Origin of the sequence: Paracoccus zeaxanthinifaciens ATCC 21588 (genome assembly GCF_000420145.1) — a bacterium.
Taxonomy (GTDB): Bacteria; Pseudomonadota; Alphaproteobacteria; order Rhodobacterales; family Rhodobacteraceae; genus Paracoccus; species Paracoccus zeaxanthinifaciens.
This window is the reverse complement of sequence record NZ_ATUJ01000002.1, coordinates 161,902-176,751: the sequence shown is the minus strand read 5'-3', so window position 1 is coordinate 176,751 and position 14,850 is coordinate 161,902. Positions and strand designations below refer to the sequence as shown.

13 protein-coding genes are annotated in these 14,850 nt (G+C 68.0%); 8 read left to right on the top strand and 5 right to left on the bottom strand.

The features are described 5' to 3' along the window. Position 1: 1 nt before the first annotated feature. Together F804_RS17495 and thiC are read right to left on the bottom strand one after the other, a co-directional pair. Complete coding sequence (locus F804_RS17495; RefSeq protein WP_169447671.1) at positions 2-1,786, bottom strand: Hint domain-containing protein; 1,785 nt, start codon at positions 1,784-1,786, stop codon at positions 2-4. 243 nt (positions 1,787-2,029) lie between these two features. Next, positions 2,030-3,808: a phosphomethylpyrimidine synthase ThiC gene (gene thiC, locus F804_RS0102630; RefSeq protein ID WP_022706194.1), complete on the bottom strand. Its 1,779-nt coding sequence runs from the start codon at positions 3,806-3,808 to the stop codon at positions 2,030-2,032. 428 nt (positions 3,809-4,236) lie between these two features. On the opposite strand from thiC, the gene F804_RS16835 reads away from it, so the two are divergent. Then, positions 4,237-5,478, top strand: coding sequence for a Hint domain-containing protein (locus tag F804_RS16835; RefSeq protein WP_022706193.1), 1,242 nt, complete (start codon positions 4,237-4,239; stop codon positions 5,476-5,478). Here the strand turns inward: F804_RS16835 and putA are convergent. Then, positions 5,475-8,864: a bifunctional proline dehydrogenase/L-glutamate gamma-semialdehyde dehydrogenase PutA gene (putA, locus tag F804_RS0102620; protein ID WP_022706192.1), complete on the bottom strand. Its 3,390-nt coding sequence runs from the start codon at positions 8,862-8,864 to the stop codon at positions 5,475-5,477. The genes F804_RS16835 and putA overlap by 4 nt on opposite strands. Before the next feature lie 109 nt (positions 8,865-8,973). Here putA and F804_RS0102615 point away from each other — a divergent pair, with 109 nt between their 5' ends. From F804_RS0102615 to F804_RS0102600, 4 genes are read left to right on the top strand one after another with little or no spacing between them, the layout of a single operon-like run. Continuing rightward, positions 8,974-9,438 (top strand): Lrp/AsnC family transcriptional regulator, encoded by a 465-nt coding sequence (locus F804_RS0102615; protein ID WP_022706191.1) that lies wholly within the window; start codon positions 8,974-8,976, stop codon positions 9,436-9,438. Between the two features lie 57 nt (positions 9,439-9,495). Further along, on the top strand, positions 9,496-10,347 hold the full coding sequence (locus F804_RS0102610; RefSeq protein WP_022706190.1) for a putative selenate ABC transporter substrate-binding protein: 852 nt from the start codon (positions 9,496-9,498) through the stop codon (positions 10,345-10,347). Beyond that, on the top strand, positions 10,347-11,000 hold the full coding sequence (locus F804_RS0102605; protein WP_022706189.1) for an ATP-binding cassette domain-containing protein: 654 nt from the start codon (positions 10,347-10,349) through the stop codon (positions 10,998-11,000). The genes F804_RS0102610 and F804_RS0102605 overlap by 1 nt, the downstream gene beginning before the upstream one ends. Then, entirely contained in the window at positions 10,990-12,492 is a 1,503-nt protein-coding gene (locus F804_RS0102600; protein ID WP_022706188.1) for a PhnE/PtxC family ABC transporter permease, read from the top strand. Before F804_RS0102605 ends, F804_RS0102600 begins: the two co-directional genes overlap by 11 nt. On the opposite strand, the gene F804_RS17490 is transcribed toward F804_RS0102600, so the two are convergent. Next, positions 12,489-13,103 carry an acyl-homoserine-lactone synthase gene (locus F804_RS17490; RefSeq protein WP_022706187.1) on the bottom strand — a complete coding sequence of 205 codons (615 nt, stop codon included), beginning with the start codon at positions 13,101-13,103 and terminating at the stop codon, positions 12,489-12,491. The two genes, F804_RS0102600 and F804_RS17490, sit on opposite strands and share 4 nt — an antisense overlap. A gap of 13 nt (positions 13,104-13,116) precedes the next feature. Continuing rightward, positions 13,117-13,326: a hypothetical protein gene (locus tag F804_RS17485; protein WP_022706186.1), complete on the bottom strand. Its 210-nt coding sequence runs from the start codon at positions 13,324-13,326 to the stop codon at positions 13,117-13,119. Positions 13,327-13,461: 135 nt separating this feature from the next. Between F804_RS17485 and F804_RS15420 the strand changes: the two genes are divergently transcribed. The 3 genes from F804_RS15420 (at position 13,462) to F804_RS0102575 (ending at position 14,836) form a co-directional block, all read left to right on the top strand. After that, positions 13,462-14,082, top strand: coding sequence for a helix-turn-helix transcriptional regulator (locus tag F804_RS15420; RefSeq protein WP_022706185.1), 621 nt, complete (start codon positions 13,462-13,464; stop codon positions 14,080-14,082). A gap of 65 nt (positions 14,083-14,147) precedes the next feature. Beyond that, positions 14,148-14,381 carry a hypothetical protein gene (locus tag F804_RS0102580; RefSeq protein WP_022706184.1) on the top strand — a complete coding sequence of 78 codons (234 nt, stop codon included), beginning with the start codon at positions 14,148-14,150 and terminating at the stop codon, positions 14,379-14,381. Next, positions 14,381-14,836, top strand: a complete 456-nt coding sequence (locus F804_RS0102575; protein ID WP_022706183.1) for a host attachment family protein — start codon at positions 14,381-14,383, stop codon at positions 14,834-14,836. Before F804_RS0102580 ends, F804_RS0102575 begins: the two co-directional genes overlap by 1 nt. Positions 14,837-14,850: the final 14 nt, after the last annotated feature.

The following is a 14,850-nucleotide window of genomic DNA, read 5'->3' as shown; positions in this document are numbered from 1 at the left end:
ATCAGTCGAGGGCGGCGACCAGCGGGCGGGCATTCTTGCGGTGCCGCATCGCCAGTTGCCGCCCCTGCCGCCCCGAGGGAAGGGTGCGCGCCCCCGGCATGGGGCCGTCGCGCAGCTCGGGGAATATCGCAAGGATCTCGTCGCGCTGCGCATCGTCCAGCGCGGCCATGGCCTGCGGGCCGGCAAAGAAGGTCTCGGCCTCGGCGCCGTTCGCGAAGACGATCTCGTGGCGGGGCAGCAGGATGTGGTGATAGGTGACGGCCGAGGGCGGCATCGCCTCGATTCCATCGATCCCGAGAAGCTGCTTGGCGGCCACCAGCACCTCCGAGGCGCCGAACATGCGCCGCGCGATGCCCGACCGGATCAGGATGCGGTGCTGGGGCGAGACGACCAGATCCGCCGAAGGGCAGCCGGGGCCAAGCGCGCCCGCGCGGATGCGGATTGGGCAGAGCTGCGGCTGGCACAGCAGCTCGACCGCAGACATGGCGCGGGTGCCCTTCCACAGGACGGGCTGCGCGCCGTTGTCGCGCGTCAGCACCAGGTCGCCATCGGTCAGCGCCTCGATCGGGCGGGGGCCGTGCGGGGTGCGGATCATGGTGCCCGACGCGAAGCAGGTCACCATCAGCGCGGCGCCGTTCAGCTGGGCTGCCGACACGCCGACCAGCGTTAGCTGCCCCGTTGTGGTCGCGCCGGGAGCCGCCAGCATAATGGTGATCGAGCCGTCCGCGTTCTCGGTGCAGGCGTCGCGCAATGCGGCCATGCTGGGAAAGAAGCTGGCGAGGTCGATCACGTCCTCGGTGGCGTCGAAATCGGTGATGACGTCGTTCCCGGACCCCATGCCGGCAAAGACATCGCGCCCCGCGCCCCCCGTCAGGGTGTCGTGGCCGTCGCCACCGTCCAGCGTGTCGTCGCCATCGCCGCCCCACAGCCTGTCGTCGCCGCCCGCCCCGAACAGCAGATCGTCGTTGACGCCGCCCCAGATGTCTTCGTGGAAGAAGGTCCCGATCACCGTGGTGTCGTTCGATCCCGCGGATTGGCCGGACACCAGCGTGTTCCGGGCGAAGTCGTCCGCGCTGCGGGCATCCTCGCCCTCCAACGCCTCGATCGCGGCGGCAAGGTCGTGATACTGCGCCGACAGATCGGTAGAGTAGCCGCCGCTGCCATAGGTCCTGGCCGCAGTCCCGATCAGGTATTCGCCGGTCTGACCGTCGGGGGTGGTATAGGTTGCCCAGGTGCCGCCACCGCTCATGCCGCCTTCGACCTGGACGCCCGTGACGTTCCAGGTCCGCCCCGGATCGCCGTTCACATCGTAATCCACCGAGCCCGCGATCGTGCCGGACGTCTCGTAGGGGGTGTCGTAGCGGGTCGTTCCGTCCGTCGGGTTCGAGAGATAGCCCGTTACCCAGGCCTGCGCGCCGATCAGGTCCGCCGGATCGGACATGATGAGCATCGGTGCTGCCGGGCCGTCGTACCGCTCGCCCTCGGCGCGGGCGTCGGCCTGCATCGCGATGTCATAGCCGGCATAGACGAAGCCGTCCGGGTCCTTGTAATCGTCCCATGTGGTCGAATCGGCAGGCAGCGTGAAATCGGATTCCTCGGCCCGATGCGACGATGTTTCGCCATCCAGCCCACGCTGTGGCGTCGCCGAGCTTGCCCCCCCCTCCGATGGGCGATGGTTCGCCGTCAGATAGATCCCGCCGCCGATATGCACCCCCGAGAACTTGACCTGCACCATCGTCAGGTGGCGGAGAAGGTCGGAACCGGGATCGACGGTCTCGAGGGTCATGGGCAGCATCCCGCAGCAGGGCCCGGTATCGAACGCCGCACGGGGGCCGCTCTCGTCCGGGTTGTGTTAACCTTAACGAGAAACCTAACCTTTCGGATAGATGGAAAGAAGGATTTTCAGCACTTACACATGCCGGATGCCGCATGTTTTCGCATCGCGCGGCAATTCCTGCCGCACGATGCTTCTCGCCCTCTGCGTGTTTCGAACCTTCCCCGCAGACCTTCCCCGCGGGGAGGAACGCCGTCAGTCCTCGACCGGGATGTACAGGCTGCCGCCCTCGCGGAACTTCTCGGCCATCTCTTCCATGCCGCGTGTCTTCTCGGCCTCGGCGCGGATGTCGTGGCTGATCCGCATCGAGCAGAATTTCGGCCCGCACATGGAACAGAAATGCGCGACCTTGTGGGCCTCGGCGGGCATCGTCTCGTCATGCATGCCGCGCGCGGTGTCGGGGTCGAGGCCGATGTTGAACTGGTCGATCCAGCGGAATTCGAACCGCGCCTTGGACAGCGCGTCGTCGCGGGCCTGCGCGCCGGGATGCCCCTTGGCAAGATCCGCCGCATGGGCCGCGATCTTGTAGGTGATCACGCCGGTCTTCACGTCGTCGCGGTCGGGCAGGCCCAGATGCTCCTTGGGCGTGACATAGCAGAGCATCGCGGTCCCGAACCAGCCGATCATCGCCGCGCCGATGGCGCTGGTGATGTGGTCGTAGCCCGGCGCGATGTCGGTGGTCAGCGGCCCGAGGGTATAGAAGGGGGCCTCATGGCAGTGCTTCAGCTGCTCGTCCATGTTGGCCTTGATCTTGTGCATGGGCACGTGGCCCGGCCCCTCGATCATGACCTGGCAGTCCTTGGCCCATGCGATCTTCGTCAGCTCTCCCAGGGTGTGCAGTTCGGCGAATTGCGCCTGGTCGTTGGCATCGGCGATGGACCCCGGACGCAGCCCGTCACCCAAGCTGAAGCTGACGTCATAGCGGCGGCAGATGTCGCAGATCTCGTCGAAATGTTCATAGAGGAAGCTTTCGCGGTGATGGTGCAGGCACCATTTCGCCATGATCGAGCCGCCCCGGCTGACGATGCCGGTCACGCGTTTCGCGGTCATCGGGATCATGTGCAGCCGCACGCCCGCGTGGATGGTGAAATAATCCACGCCCTGTTCGGCCTGCTCGATCAGCGTGTCGCGGAAGATCTCCCATGTCAGGTCCTCGGCCACGCCGCCGACCTTCTCCAGCGCCTGGTACAGGGGCACGGTCCCGATGGGCACGGGCGCGTTGCGCAGGATCCAGTCGCGGATGTTGTGGATGTTGCGACCGGTGGACAGGTCCATGACCGTGTCTGCCCCCCAACGGATGGCCCAGACCATCTTCTCGACCTCTTCCTCCATCGACGAGGTCACGGCCGAGTTGCCGATATTGGCGTTGATCTTGACCTTGAAGTTGCGGCCGATGACGACCGGCTCCAGTTCGGGGTGGTTGATGTTGGCCGGGATGATGGCGCGGCCCGCCGCGATCTCGTCCCGGACGAATTCCGGGGTCACGAGATCGGGCAGGGTGGCCCCCATCGGGTCGCCATCGGTCGGGTGGGCGGCGATGCGGCCCTCGTTCTCGCGGATGGCGGCGAATTCCATTTCCGGCGTGACGATGCCCGCGCGGGCATAGGCAAGCTGCGTCACGGCACGGTCGTCCGTGGCCGCAAGGGGCTGGCGGGCCTGCGGGAAGGGCGCGACCAGCCGCGCGCCCGTGGCAAAGCCATTGTCGGCATCCGTCACCGCGCGCCCGTCATAGGGGGCCACGTCGCCCCGTTCGCGCTGCCACGCGCCGCGCACGGGCGGCAGGCCGCGGGCGATGTCGATCGCGATATCGGGATCGGTATAGGGCCCCGAGCTGTCATAGACGGTCAGCCCCTCGCCCGTGGTCAGGTCGATCCGGCGCATCGGCACGCGGATGTCGTGCAGGCTGCCCGGCACGTGGATCTTGGTCGAGGCCGGCAGCGGGCCGGTGGTGATTGCGGGGATCGTGTCTTTCATTCCGGGTCTCCTTGTGCGGAAAGCCAGTGTGAAAGCCTTGGCAGAAAGCGGACCGGTCCGGCCCGAGCAGGGGCCATCAGCGGCCCGAAAGGACCGCACCCTGTTTCAAAGGTTCGCGGGATTGCCCTTCGGTCTTCCTACGCCAGCATCAACTGGTTCAGGTTCTAAGGGTCGCGTCACCGGGGTTTCCCCCCGTCTGCCTCTCAGTCCCCTTGGCGGGACTCCCCTGACGTGCGGGCGACCTTTGCGTGATTCGCATGCCCCGTCAAGCAGATCAGCCTTGGGTTGAGGGCCAGGCGAGCCATTCCCCCGGAAGTGCAAGGATTTACCACGCAAGCGACCATTTCCTGCACAAAAGAACAGGGGCGTCGGCATGGGGGCGGGCGGTATTCTCAGGCATTAGGGTTAGTTAAAGGGTGTTTGTTACCATGCCTCTTGAACCGGGAGACCTGCTCTTCGTCGGCTTCGACGCCGACAACGAAGACATCGCGTTCCTCACGACCGTCGATATCCCCGAAGGCGAGGTCATCTATTTTACCGATGACGAATGGAACGGGACGAACTTCATCGGCAACGAGCAGCTGATAGAGTGGACCGTGCCCGCCGGCGGCATCTCGGCGAACACCGTCGTGACGCTCGACATGGCGCGCAACACCGATCCTGTCATCAGCACAGGCGGCTCGCTGGAGCAGTTGCAACGCGGCGATGACCTGGAGAACCAAAACGAGATGTTCTGGGCCTTCCAAGGCACCCGCGACGGCGACACGGTGACGCCCACGAACTTCATCGCCGTGATCGGAATCGAGGCCGACGGCCCAACGCCACAGACCCCGAACCTGGAAGGGACCGGTCTGACCCCGGAAAACGGCGCCCTGGTGATCGATGGCGACAACGACTACATGGAATGGACGGCGGACGCCGATCTGACCGCGCCGTTCACGCGGCAGGACCTGCTGGACAGCATCCTCGCGGGGGGATCGAACTGGACGGTCGCCGACAGCAACCAGCTCGACAATCCCAACGGCGTGGGCTTCGACATCAACCTGCCCACCAACGTCATCTGCTTTGCGGGCGGCACGCTGATCCTTACGCCCGACGGAGAGGTGGACATACAGACCCTGCGCCCCGGCGACATGGTCCTGACCGAGGATTCCGGCCCGCGACCGCTGTCATGGGTCGGCAGCCGCCGCATCACCCGCCCCGAGATGGAGGCGAACCCGCGGCTGCGTCCCGTCCGCATCCTTGCGGGCGCGCTTGGCGGCGGGCTGCCGCGCCGCGACCTGCTGGTGTCGCGCCAGCATCGCCTCCTCCTGTCCTCGGCCATCGCGGAGCGGATGTTCGGCGAACGGGAGGTGCTGCTGCCCGCCATCCGGCTGACCGCGCTGCCGGGGATCTTCGTCGATGCGGAGGTGACGCAGGTCACCTATCTTCACCTGATGTTCGACCGGCACGAGATCGTCCTGGCCGAGGGCGCCCCCGCCGAAAGCCTGCATACCGGCCCGCAGGCCATGGACAGCATCACCGACGAGGGCCGAGAGGAGATCTTCACGATCTTTCCCGAATTGCGGCGCGGGGACGCGCGGCCCATGGCGCGCCACGTCCCCGATGCCGCCCGTCAGAAGCGGCTGGTCGCCCGTCACCTGAAGAACGAGCGACCGGTCCTGTCCTAGCCCGCCAGCAGGGTGGCGTTGCCGCCCGCCGCGGTGGTGTCCACGCACAGGTGGCGTTCGTGGCGCAGATGCGCACGGTCGGGCCTGGCCGCGATCAGCGGGACCAGCGCGCCGTCGCGCAGGGCAAGCGCTTCGGCCATGGCGCGGCCCGTCGCCTCGTCGCCCCACCACAGGACCGCCGCCAGATCCGGCAGATCGCGCAGCGCCTGCGGATCGAGGCTGCCCTGCGCCTGCACCGGCTGACCGCCAAGCGCCTCGACGGCCTGCGCCTGCGCGGCGACCGCGGCGGTGCCGGGGCCCATGCACAGCACCGGACCGCGGGGCAGGGATGCCAGGCGGTTCAGCTCGCCGGTGGGGCCGGGCATCAGCGTCTCGTCGCGCGGGGCGCCTGCGGGGGCGTCCTGCAATGCGCGGGCGATGCGTGCCGGATCGTCGGCGCGGTCCCATGCGGTGCCGGGCTGGCCGGGTTCGGGGGCGTAGAAGCGCGGCAGATAGTTCGGCCCGCCCGCCTTGGGTCCGGTGCCCGACAGCCCCTCGCCGCCGAAGGGCTGGCTGCCCACCGTCGCGCCGACCTGGTTGCGGTTCACATAGAGGTTGCCCGCATGAACCGCGTCCGTCACCTCCTGCACGCGGGTGTCGATGCGGGTGTGCAGGCCGAAGGTCAGGCCATAGCCGCGCGCGTTGATGGCCTCGATCACGCGGTCCAGATCGCGGGCTTTGTAGGTCGCGACATGCAGGACGGGGCCGAAGATCTCGCGCTCCATCTGCTGGATGCCGTCCACCTGGATCAGCGTCGGCGCGATGAAGTGCCCGCCCTGCGGCACGGGGATCGAATGCAGGATGCGGTCGCGATGGGCGTCCAGGTAATCCGCGATGCCCTGGCGTGCCTCGTCGTCGATCACAGGACCCACATCGGTCGAGATGTGCCACGGATCGCCCACGCGCAGTTCGTCCATCGCGCCCTTGATCATGCGGATCAGGTGCGGGGCGACATCCTCTTGCACGTAAAGGCAGCGCAGCGCCGAACAGCGCTGGCCCGCGCTGCGGAAGCTGGAGGCCACGATGTCGCGCACGGCCTGTTCGGGCAGGGCGGTGCTGTCCACGATCATGGCGTTGAGGCCGCCGGTCTCGGCGACCAAGGGCGTTCCGGGGGCCATGTTGCGCGCCACGCTGCGCGCGATCAGCTGCGCGGTGTCGGTGCCGCCGGTGAAGACGACGCCGTCGATGCGCGGATCGGCGGTCAGGGCGGCGCCCGTCACGCCACCGTCGCCCGGCAGCAGCTGCAGCGCGGTCGCGGGGACGCCCGCCTTGTGCAGCAGGCGCACGGCATGGGCGGCGATCAGGGTGGTCTGCTCGGCCGGTTTGGCCAGGACCGCGTTCCCTGCCATCAGCGCGGCCGTGACCTGGCCGGTGAAGATCGCCAGCGGGAAGTTCCAGGGGCTGATCGCGGCGATGCGCCCGCGCGGGGCATCCGTGCGGCTCTCGCCCTGCGCGGCATAGTAGCGCAGGAAATCGACCGCCTCGCGCAGCTCGGCCACGGCGTCGTTCATCGTCTTGCCGGCCTCGGCGGCCAGCAGGGCGAAGATCGGACCGAAATCGGCCTCGTAGAGGTCGGCGGCATGGCGCAGGATGCGGGCGCGTTCGGCGGGTGCGGCATCCCAGGGCGCGGCGGCGGCGATGGCCGCATCGACGGTCGCGGCATCGGCATGGCCGGCCATCGCGACGGGCGCACCGGTGGCGGGGTTCAGGACCTGCACCTGCGGGCCGCTGGCCTCGCAGGCGGTGATCGGACCGGCATCCGCGAAGTCGCCCCGGCGGGCCTGGTCGATGCGGGCCAGCACGTCATCGGCGGTCAGGTCGAACCCCATCGAGTTCACGCGCCCCTCGCCATAGATCGCGTCGGGCGCGACCAGCGATGCGGGCGCCTGCGCGGTCTCCAGCGCGTCGAAGGGATCGACGGCGATCTCCTCGGGGGTGACCTCCTCGTCGACGATCTGGTTCACGAAGCTGGAATTCGCGCCGTTCTCCAGCAGGCGGCGCACCAGATAGGCCAGCAGGTCCTGGTGCTTGCCCACGGGGGCATAGATGCGGCAGGCGGTGCCCTCGTTCTTCAGCACGATGTCGTGCAGGCGTTCGCCCATGCCGTGCAGGCGCTGGAACTCGAAGGGCTGGCCGTCGGCCATTTCCAGGACGGCGGCGACCGAATGGGCGTTATGCGTGGCGAATTGCGGATAGATGCGGTCGGTCATGCCCAGAAGCTTGCGCGCCAGCGCGACATAGGACACGTCGGTCGCGGTCTTGGCGGTGAACAGCGGGAAGTCCTGCAGCCCCTCGACCTGGGCGCGCTTAATCTCGGTATCCCAATACGCGCCCTTGACCAGGCGCAGCATGATGCGGCGGTCGGATGCCTGGGCCAGCGCATAGAGCCGGTCGATCGCCGCGCCCGCGCGCTTGCCATAGGCCTGGACCACGACGCCGAAACCGTCCCAGCCCGCCAGTTCGGGATCGGGCAGCACGGCCTCGATCACGCGCAGCGACAGGGCCAGCCGGTCCTGTTCCTCGGCGTCGATGTTCAGGCCCATGTTGGCGGCGCGGGCCTGGCGGGCCAGGTCGCGGACGACGGGGACCAGCTCCTCCATCACGCGGGCCTCTTGCGCGACCTCGTAGCGGGGGTGCAGCGCCGACAGCTTGATCGAGATGCCGGGGTTCTTCGCGACCGTGCCCTTGTCGCAGGATTTCGCGATGGCCGCGATGGCCGCGCGGTATTCGGCGGCATAGCGGGCAGCGTCCTCGGCGGTCATCGCGGCCTCGCCCAGCATGTCATAGCTGTAGGTGTATCCCTTGGCCTCCTGCCCGCGGGCGCGGTCCAGCGCGTCCTCGATGGTCTGGCCCAGAACGAACTGGCGGCCCATCTCGCGCATGACGCGGGTGACGGCGGTGCGGATGACGGGTTCGCCCACGCGGCGGATCGCCCCGCGCAGCGTGCCCGCCATGCCGGGGCTTTCCTCGGCCAGCACGCGGCCCGTCAGCATCAGCGCCCAGGTCGAGGCGTTGACCATGCTGGACGAGCTTTCGCCCAGGTGGCGGCCCCAGTCCGAGGGCGCGATCTTGTCCTCGATCAGCGCGTCGATGGTGGCGCGGTCGGGGACGCGCAGCATCGCCTCGGCCAGGCACATCAGGGCGATCCCCTCGCGGGTGGACAGCCCGTATTCGGCCAGCATCGCCTCCATCATGGTCGGGCGCGACTGCGCGCGGATGGCGCGGACCAGATCGGCCGCGCGCCCCGAGATGCGCGCCCGCGTGGCGGCGTCCAGGTTCGCATCGGCGATCAGGCGGGCCAGAAGCGGGGCTTCGGGCTGGAACTTGGCGGAGGAATCGAAATTCATGGCGTGATCCTTGGTCTTTGCGCCAGCATACAGCGCGACGAATGGGCATTGTGACCAATGATGCCCCATGCGATGGTCGTTCAGACCGAAATGGGACCGTTTTTCAGACATGACAGAGATCCTCGACCCGATCAACCGCCGCATCCTGGCCGAACTGACCGCCAATGCCCGCATCCCCGTCACGGAACTGGCGCGCAAGGTGGGCCTGTCGAAGACGCCCGTCGCCATCCGCATCAAGCAGCTGGAGGATGCGGGCCTGATCACCGGATACCGCGCGATCCTGTCGCCCGTGCGGCTGGGCCTGACCCATGTCACCTATGTCGAGGTGCGCGTCAGCGACACGCGGCAGAAGGCGCTGGATGCCTTCAACGAGGCCGTGCGCGCCATCCCCGAGGTCGAGGAATGCTACATGATCGCGGGGGGGTTCGACTATCTGATCAAGGTGCGGTCGCGCGACATGGCGCATTACCGGCAGATCATGGCGGAACGCATCTCGACGCTGCCCTTCGTGCTGGGAACCTCCAGCCATGTCGCGATGGAGGCGGTGGTCGAGGAAAACGGTGCCACGCTCTAGCGGGCGGGGGCGGCGGTTGGTAATGGGGGCACTGACAATCTGCGAAAGGTTCCCCGGATGATCGCCCGCCTCACCGCCCTTCTGATGCTGCTTGCCGGCGCCGCGCAGGCGCAGGACACGCTCTATTTCTCGGCCATCCCGGACGAGGACGAGACCCGCCTGGCCGAACGCTTCGGCGCCGTGGCCGAATACCTGACCGACGAGCTTGGCGTCCCGGTCGAGTTCGTGCCCGTGAAATCCTATCCCGCGGCGGTCACCGCCTTCCGCAACGACCAGGTGCAGCTGGCATGGTTCGGCGGTCTGTCCGGCGTGCAGGCCCGCCTGCTGGTCGAGGATGCCCGCGCCATCGCCCAAGGCACCGAGGACGCGGAATTCGTGACCTACTTCATCGCGAATACCGAAACCGGCCTGACCGAATCCGATGCCTTCCCCGAGGCCGCGAAGGGCATGTCCTTCACCTTCGGCGCCAAGACCTCGACCTCGGGTCGCTTGATGCCCGAATTCCACATCCGCGAGGAGACCGGCGAGGCGCCCGAGGCGTTCTTCGACCGCGTCGGCTTCTCGGGCGATCACAGCCAGACGCTGCGGCTGGTCGGATCGGGCGCGTGGGACGTGGGCGCGCTGAACTTTGCCGTCTATGACCAGGCCGTGGCCGAAGGCGCCCCCGAGGTCGAGACCGCCAAGGTCGTCTGGAAGACGCCGCCCTATCCCGACTACAACTGGACCATCCGCGGCGATGTCGATGCGCGTTGGGGCGAAGGCTTCGCCGATCGCGTGCAAGCCGCGCTGATCGGCATGGACGATCCCGAGCTGCTGGCGGCCTTCCCGCGCGAGGGCTTCATTCCGGCCACGAACGACGACTATGCCCCGATCGAGGATGTCGCCCGCCAGCTGGACCTGCTGGACTGATGCTGCATCTGGACGGTCAGGATCTGGGTCACGGCGGCACGCCCGTGCTGTCGGATGTCCGGCTGACCGTCCGTCCCGGCGAACGCGTGGCCCTGCTGGGCCGCAGCGGGTCGGGCAAATCGACGCTGCTGGGCGCGCTGCACCGCGCGCTTGGCGACCGGCGCGTCGCGCTGGTGCCGCAGGATACCGCGCTGGTCCCGCAGCTGAGCGCGCTGCGCAACGTGCTGATGGGGCGGCTGGACGATCACGGGGCGCTGCGCAACCTGGCCACGCTGATCCGGCCACGCCGCGCGGACCGCGATGCCGCGCTGGCGGTCCTGGCCCGCGTGGGCCTGACCCCCGAGGCCGACCGCCCGGTCGAGGCGCTGTCGGGCGGCCAGCAGCAGCGCGTCGCGCTGGCCCGCGCCATTCATCGCGGCGGTGACGTCATCCTGGGCGACGAGCCGCTGTCGGCCGTCGATCCCGTGCAGGCCACGGCCCTTGCGGCCGAGATCCGCGCGGCCTTTCCCACCGCGATCCTTGCGCTGCACGACGTGGGCCTGGCCCGCGACTTCGCGACGCGGGTGATCGGCCTGCGGGGCGGGCGCATCCTGATCGACGCGCCCATCGCCGAACTGGACGCCGCCACGGTCGAGGATCTCTATGCCCGCTAGGATCTCGCGGCTGGCGGTGGTTGCGGGCTTCACGGCGCTGGCCGTCATCCTGCTGCCCTTCGCCGATCTGACGGTCGCGGGGCACGACCCCTGGGCTGCGCTGTCGCGCATGGCGCGGGGGTTCCTGTCGCCCGATTTCGCGGGGATCGAGCAGATCCTGTGGGCCGTCGCGCTGACAGTCGGCTTCGCCATCGCGGGTGTCGCGCTTGGCGGGGTGGCGGGGCTGCTGATGGCGCCCTTCTATGCCATGCGCGGCGTGCGCTGGACGGCCATCGCGCTGCGTTCGGTTCATGAGCTGTTCTGGGCGCTGCTGCTGATGCAGGTGCTGGGCATCGGGACCTGGACCGGGGTGCTGGCCATCGCGCTGCCCTATGCGGGGATCTTCGCCAAGGTCATGTCCGAGATCCTGGACGAGGCCGACCGCCGCCCCTCGGACTGGCTGGGCGACAGGGTCGATCCGCTGAGCAGGTTCCTCTGGGCGCGGGTGCCCCTGGCGCGGCCCGAGATGGCCAGCTATGCGCTCTATCGCCTGGAATGTGGGCTGCGTTCCTCGGCGGTGCTGGGCTTCGTGGGGCTGCCGACACTGGGCTTCCAGCTGGATACCTTCTTCCGGCAGGGCCATTACGGCGCGGCAGGTGCGGTCATGGTCATCTATGTCGCGCTGATCGGAACGGTGCGGCTGTGGATGCGCCCGCGGCTGGTGGCGGGCTGGCTGCTGGCCGCCGCGGCGGTCATGTCGCAGGTCGATGCGCCGCCGATGGGGCAGGGCGCGCTGTGGCGGTTCCTGACCAGCGACATCGTGCCCGCGCCGCTGCGGCAGGGCGATCCGGCATCGCTGGCGCCCTGGGCGTGGGACATGCTGACGGGCGCGATCCTGCCGGGGCTGTGGGCCACGATGGTCGTGGCGCAGATCGCGCTGGTCCTGACCGGACTGGTGGCCTTCGCGGGGCAGGCGCTGGTGGTGCCGCGCGTCGCGGGGCGCGTGGGCGCGTGGATCGGGAACCTTGTGCTGGTCGTGCTGCGGTCCTTTCCCGAATACATGCTGGCCTTCCTGTTCCTGCAGGTCTGGGGCCCGTCGATGTTGCCCGCGATCCTTGCGCTGGCGCTGCATAACGGGGCGATCATCGCGCATCTTCTGGGCCGTCAGGCGCGCGGCCTGACCCTGCGCCCCGACGCGCCGCGCGGGCTGACGCTGTGGGGCTGGGAAATCGCGCCGCGCCTGTTCGGCAGCTTCGTGGCGCTGTGCCTGTACCGGTGGGAGATCATCATCCGCGAATCCGCGATCATGGGGATCCTGGGGATCGCCACGCTCGGGTTCTTCCTGGACGATGCCATCGCGGAGCTGCGCATGGACCGCGCCGTCGTGATCTTGGTCGCGACGGCGCTGGTGACGGTTGCGATCGACAGAACGTCGCGCAGCCTGCGCGCGCGGTTGGGCGCGGGCAGGCTGATCGTGAACGAAACCCCGTCGAGGACGGCTGCCTCCTGCTAGGCCGCCATGGCGGGCATCTCGGGCTGGCGCACCGCGCAGGAAAACGCCAGGAACTTGCCGTCGTCGTTCGACACCAGGTCGCCCATCTTCTGCGGGGTCCAGCCAAGGCGCGTCGCCATGCGCAGGAAGGCGGGCGGCCCCAGGAACAGGCAGTCGCTTGCGCCGATCCCGAACAGGTAGTCGTTCGAAGCCTCGAGGATGCGCTCGGCCAGGCCCGGCACGGGCAGGGCGGCAAAGCGGGTCAGCTCCCATGCGCGCGGATCGACGGGCGGTTCGTCGTGGCACAGGTTCGTCGGCATCCCCGGCAGCAGCCCCAGATGCGCGTCGCGGATCATGTAGCTGTAGACGACGCTGCCCGCCCCGAAGCTGCAATCGGTGGGCTTCAGCCGCGCCCCGCCGACGGCCTGGCCGTTGCGATGCGCGATGACATAGACGGTGTCGTTGAAGGTGTCGTACTGCTCGAACTCGATCCCCTCGGCGTGGTGAAGGGGCCAGGACATGCGGTCCACGAAGATCTGCTTGCGCAGCTTGAAGAAGCTGGCAACCAGGTCGAAGCGGTGCATGTCGCGCGGCAGGCTGATGGTGTCGATGGTGATGGGTGCGTCCTGCATGGTCGGTCCTTTCTTACTGCTTGATGCAATCGGGAAGCTTCGCGAGGCCGAGGAACTGGCGCCCGCCGGTGACTTTGTTGGGAAGCCACAACCCCCAGGACGTAACTTCGACCTTGAGGACACCCTCGTCGGCATAGGCGTCGAAATAGGCGAGCATGGTCTCGACCATGTCCCGGCTGAACTCGGCAGTCGCCAGCTTGGGTTCCCTGGTACCGGTATCCATTCGATTTCTCCTTTTGGATGGACGATCCGAAATGGATGGTACCACCAGGCGTGAAAGTCGCGTGAAAACCGATTAGGTTGCCTTTTCAGTATGTCCGAAAAGACATATGCTATGGTTAACCATAGCCGAGGGCCCATGCTGCACGACCTGATCCCGAATTTCGACGAAGAGATCGCCCGCATGCACGAGCTGGCACCCACGGGCTGGATCATGGGGTTCAACCTGACCTATCGGGGGCCGGAACACCTGCATAACGCCTATCCCGACGCGTGGCGGCGCATCTACGAGGATCGCAACTATTTCTTCGGGGATCCCATCGCCATGTGGACGATGACCCATGACGGTTCCGCGCGCTGGTCCGAGGTGCGGATTCCCGACCTTCGCGGGGTGATGAACGCGGCGCGGTCCTTCCGGCTGAACTATGGCGTCGCGATCTCTCGCAAGGTGGCGGGCAAGCGGTCGTTCCTGACCCTGTCCCATCCCGACCGCGAATTCACCGATGACGAGATCTCGATGGCGCAGGCGCGCTTCACGCTGTGGACGGACCTGGTCACGAACCGCGCCGCCCTGACCGCAGGAGAGCTTGAGGTGCTGCGCTGCTTCCGCGACGGGCTTGGCCAATCGGACACTGCCGAAAGCCTCGGGATCGCGGAATCGACCGTCAAGCAGCGTGCGCTGAAGGCCTGCAGCAAGCTGGGGGCCAAGACGCGCACGCAGGCCGTCGCCATCGCGGTCGCCCGGAACTACCTGTCCTGAGGCGGAACGGAACTGCCGCCCGAACGCCCGTGTTGGTCCCCTGCACAACGACTGCGGAGGACATCATGGCAGAACGAATTCAGTCCAAGGACGGCAGCCGCGATACCGACCGTATCCTGGGTGACGATCCGGCAGGCGCTCCGGCGCATGGCGGGCGCGAGGGCGGCAACCTGGCCCGCGCCATCGGCACCGAGGACGAGATGAAGCGCACCGCCGAGAAGCCTGCGGGCACCACCCGCCCCCACAAGGCCGACGAGGAAAAGCCCGGGACCTCGAACCTGGGCGAGGAGAACCGCTGATGTCGCTTGATAACCTGACCAATGGCACCTGGGTCCTGATCGCGGATGGCGAGAAGGCGCTGTTCCTTGTCAATCACGGCGACCAGGATCTGCTGGACCTGCGCATCCACGACGAGGAGAAGCAGGACAACCCCTCGGACCGCGAGCAATCCGCCAACCGCCCCGGACGCCAGCATCAGAGCGTCGGCTCGGGCCGGTCGGCCTACGAGGATACCGACTGGCACCAGCTTGCCAAGGAGCGCTTCGCCGACCACCTGGCCGAGATGCTGTACGAACGCGCCCACAAGGGCCGTTTCGACCGGATCGTGCTGATCGCCGCGCCCAAGGTTCTGGCCGAGCTGCGCGACAAGATGCACAAGGAGGTCGCATCCCGCGTGGTGGGCGAGGTTCCGAAGACCCTGACCAACCACCCGCTGGACCAGATCGAGAAGGTGCTGCGGGCCGAGCTGGCCTGACATCGGAACTGGCC

Excerpts from the sequence above, each read along its gene's own strand:
- putA (WP_022706192.1), bottom strand. The coding sequence starts at position 8,864 with ATGAATTTCGATTCCTCCGCCAAGTTCCAGCCCGAAGCCCCGCTTCTG.
- thiC (WP_022706194.1), bottom strand. The coding sequence starts at position 3,808 with ATGAAAGACACGATCCCCGCAATCACCACCGGCCCGCTGCCGGCCTCG.
- F804_RS0102610 (WP_022706190.1), top strand. The coding sequence starts at position 9,496 with ATGATCGCCCGCCTCACCGCCCTTCTGATGCTGCTTGCCGGCGCCGCG.
- F804_RS0102580 (WP_022706184.1), top strand. The coding sequence starts at position 14,148 with ATGGCAGAACGAATTCAGTCCAAGGACGGCAGCCGCGATACCGACCGT.
- F804_RS15420 (WP_022706185.1), top strand. The coding sequence starts at position 13,462 with ATGCTGCACGACCTGATCCCGAATTTCGACGAAGAGATCGCCCGCATG.
- F804_RS17490 (WP_022706187.1), bottom strand. The coding sequence starts at position 13,103 with ATGCAGGACGCACCCATCACCATCGACACCATCAGCCTGCCGCGCGAC.
- F804_RS0102605 (WP_022706189.1), top strand. The coding sequence starts at position 10,347 with ATGCTGCATCTGGACGGTCAGGATCTGGGTCACGGCGGCACGCCCGTG.
- F804_RS17485 (WP_022706186.1), bottom strand. The coding sequence starts at position 13,326 with ATGGATACCGGTACCAGGGAACCCAAGCTGGCGACTGCCGAGTTCAGC.
- F804_RS17495 (WP_169447671.1), bottom strand. The coding sequence starts at position 1,786 with ATGACCCTCGAGACCGTCGATCCCGGTTCCGACCTTCTCCGCCACCTG.
- F804_RS0102575 (WP_022706183.1), top strand. The coding sequence starts at position 14,381 with ATGTCGCTTGATAACCTGACCAATGGCACCTGGGTCCTGATCGCGGAT.
- F804_RS16835 (WP_022706193.1), top strand. The coding sequence starts at position 4,237 with ATGCCTCTTGAACCGGGAGACCTGCTCTTCGTCGGCTTCGACGCCGAC.
- F804_RS0102600 (WP_022706188.1), top strand. The coding sequence starts at position 10,990 with ATGCCCGCTAGGATCTCGCGGCTGGCGGTGGTTGCGGGCTTCACGGCG.
- F804_RS0102615 (WP_022706191.1), top strand. The coding sequence starts at position 8,974 with ATGACAGAGATCCTCGACCCGATCAACCGCCGCATCCTGGCCGAACTG.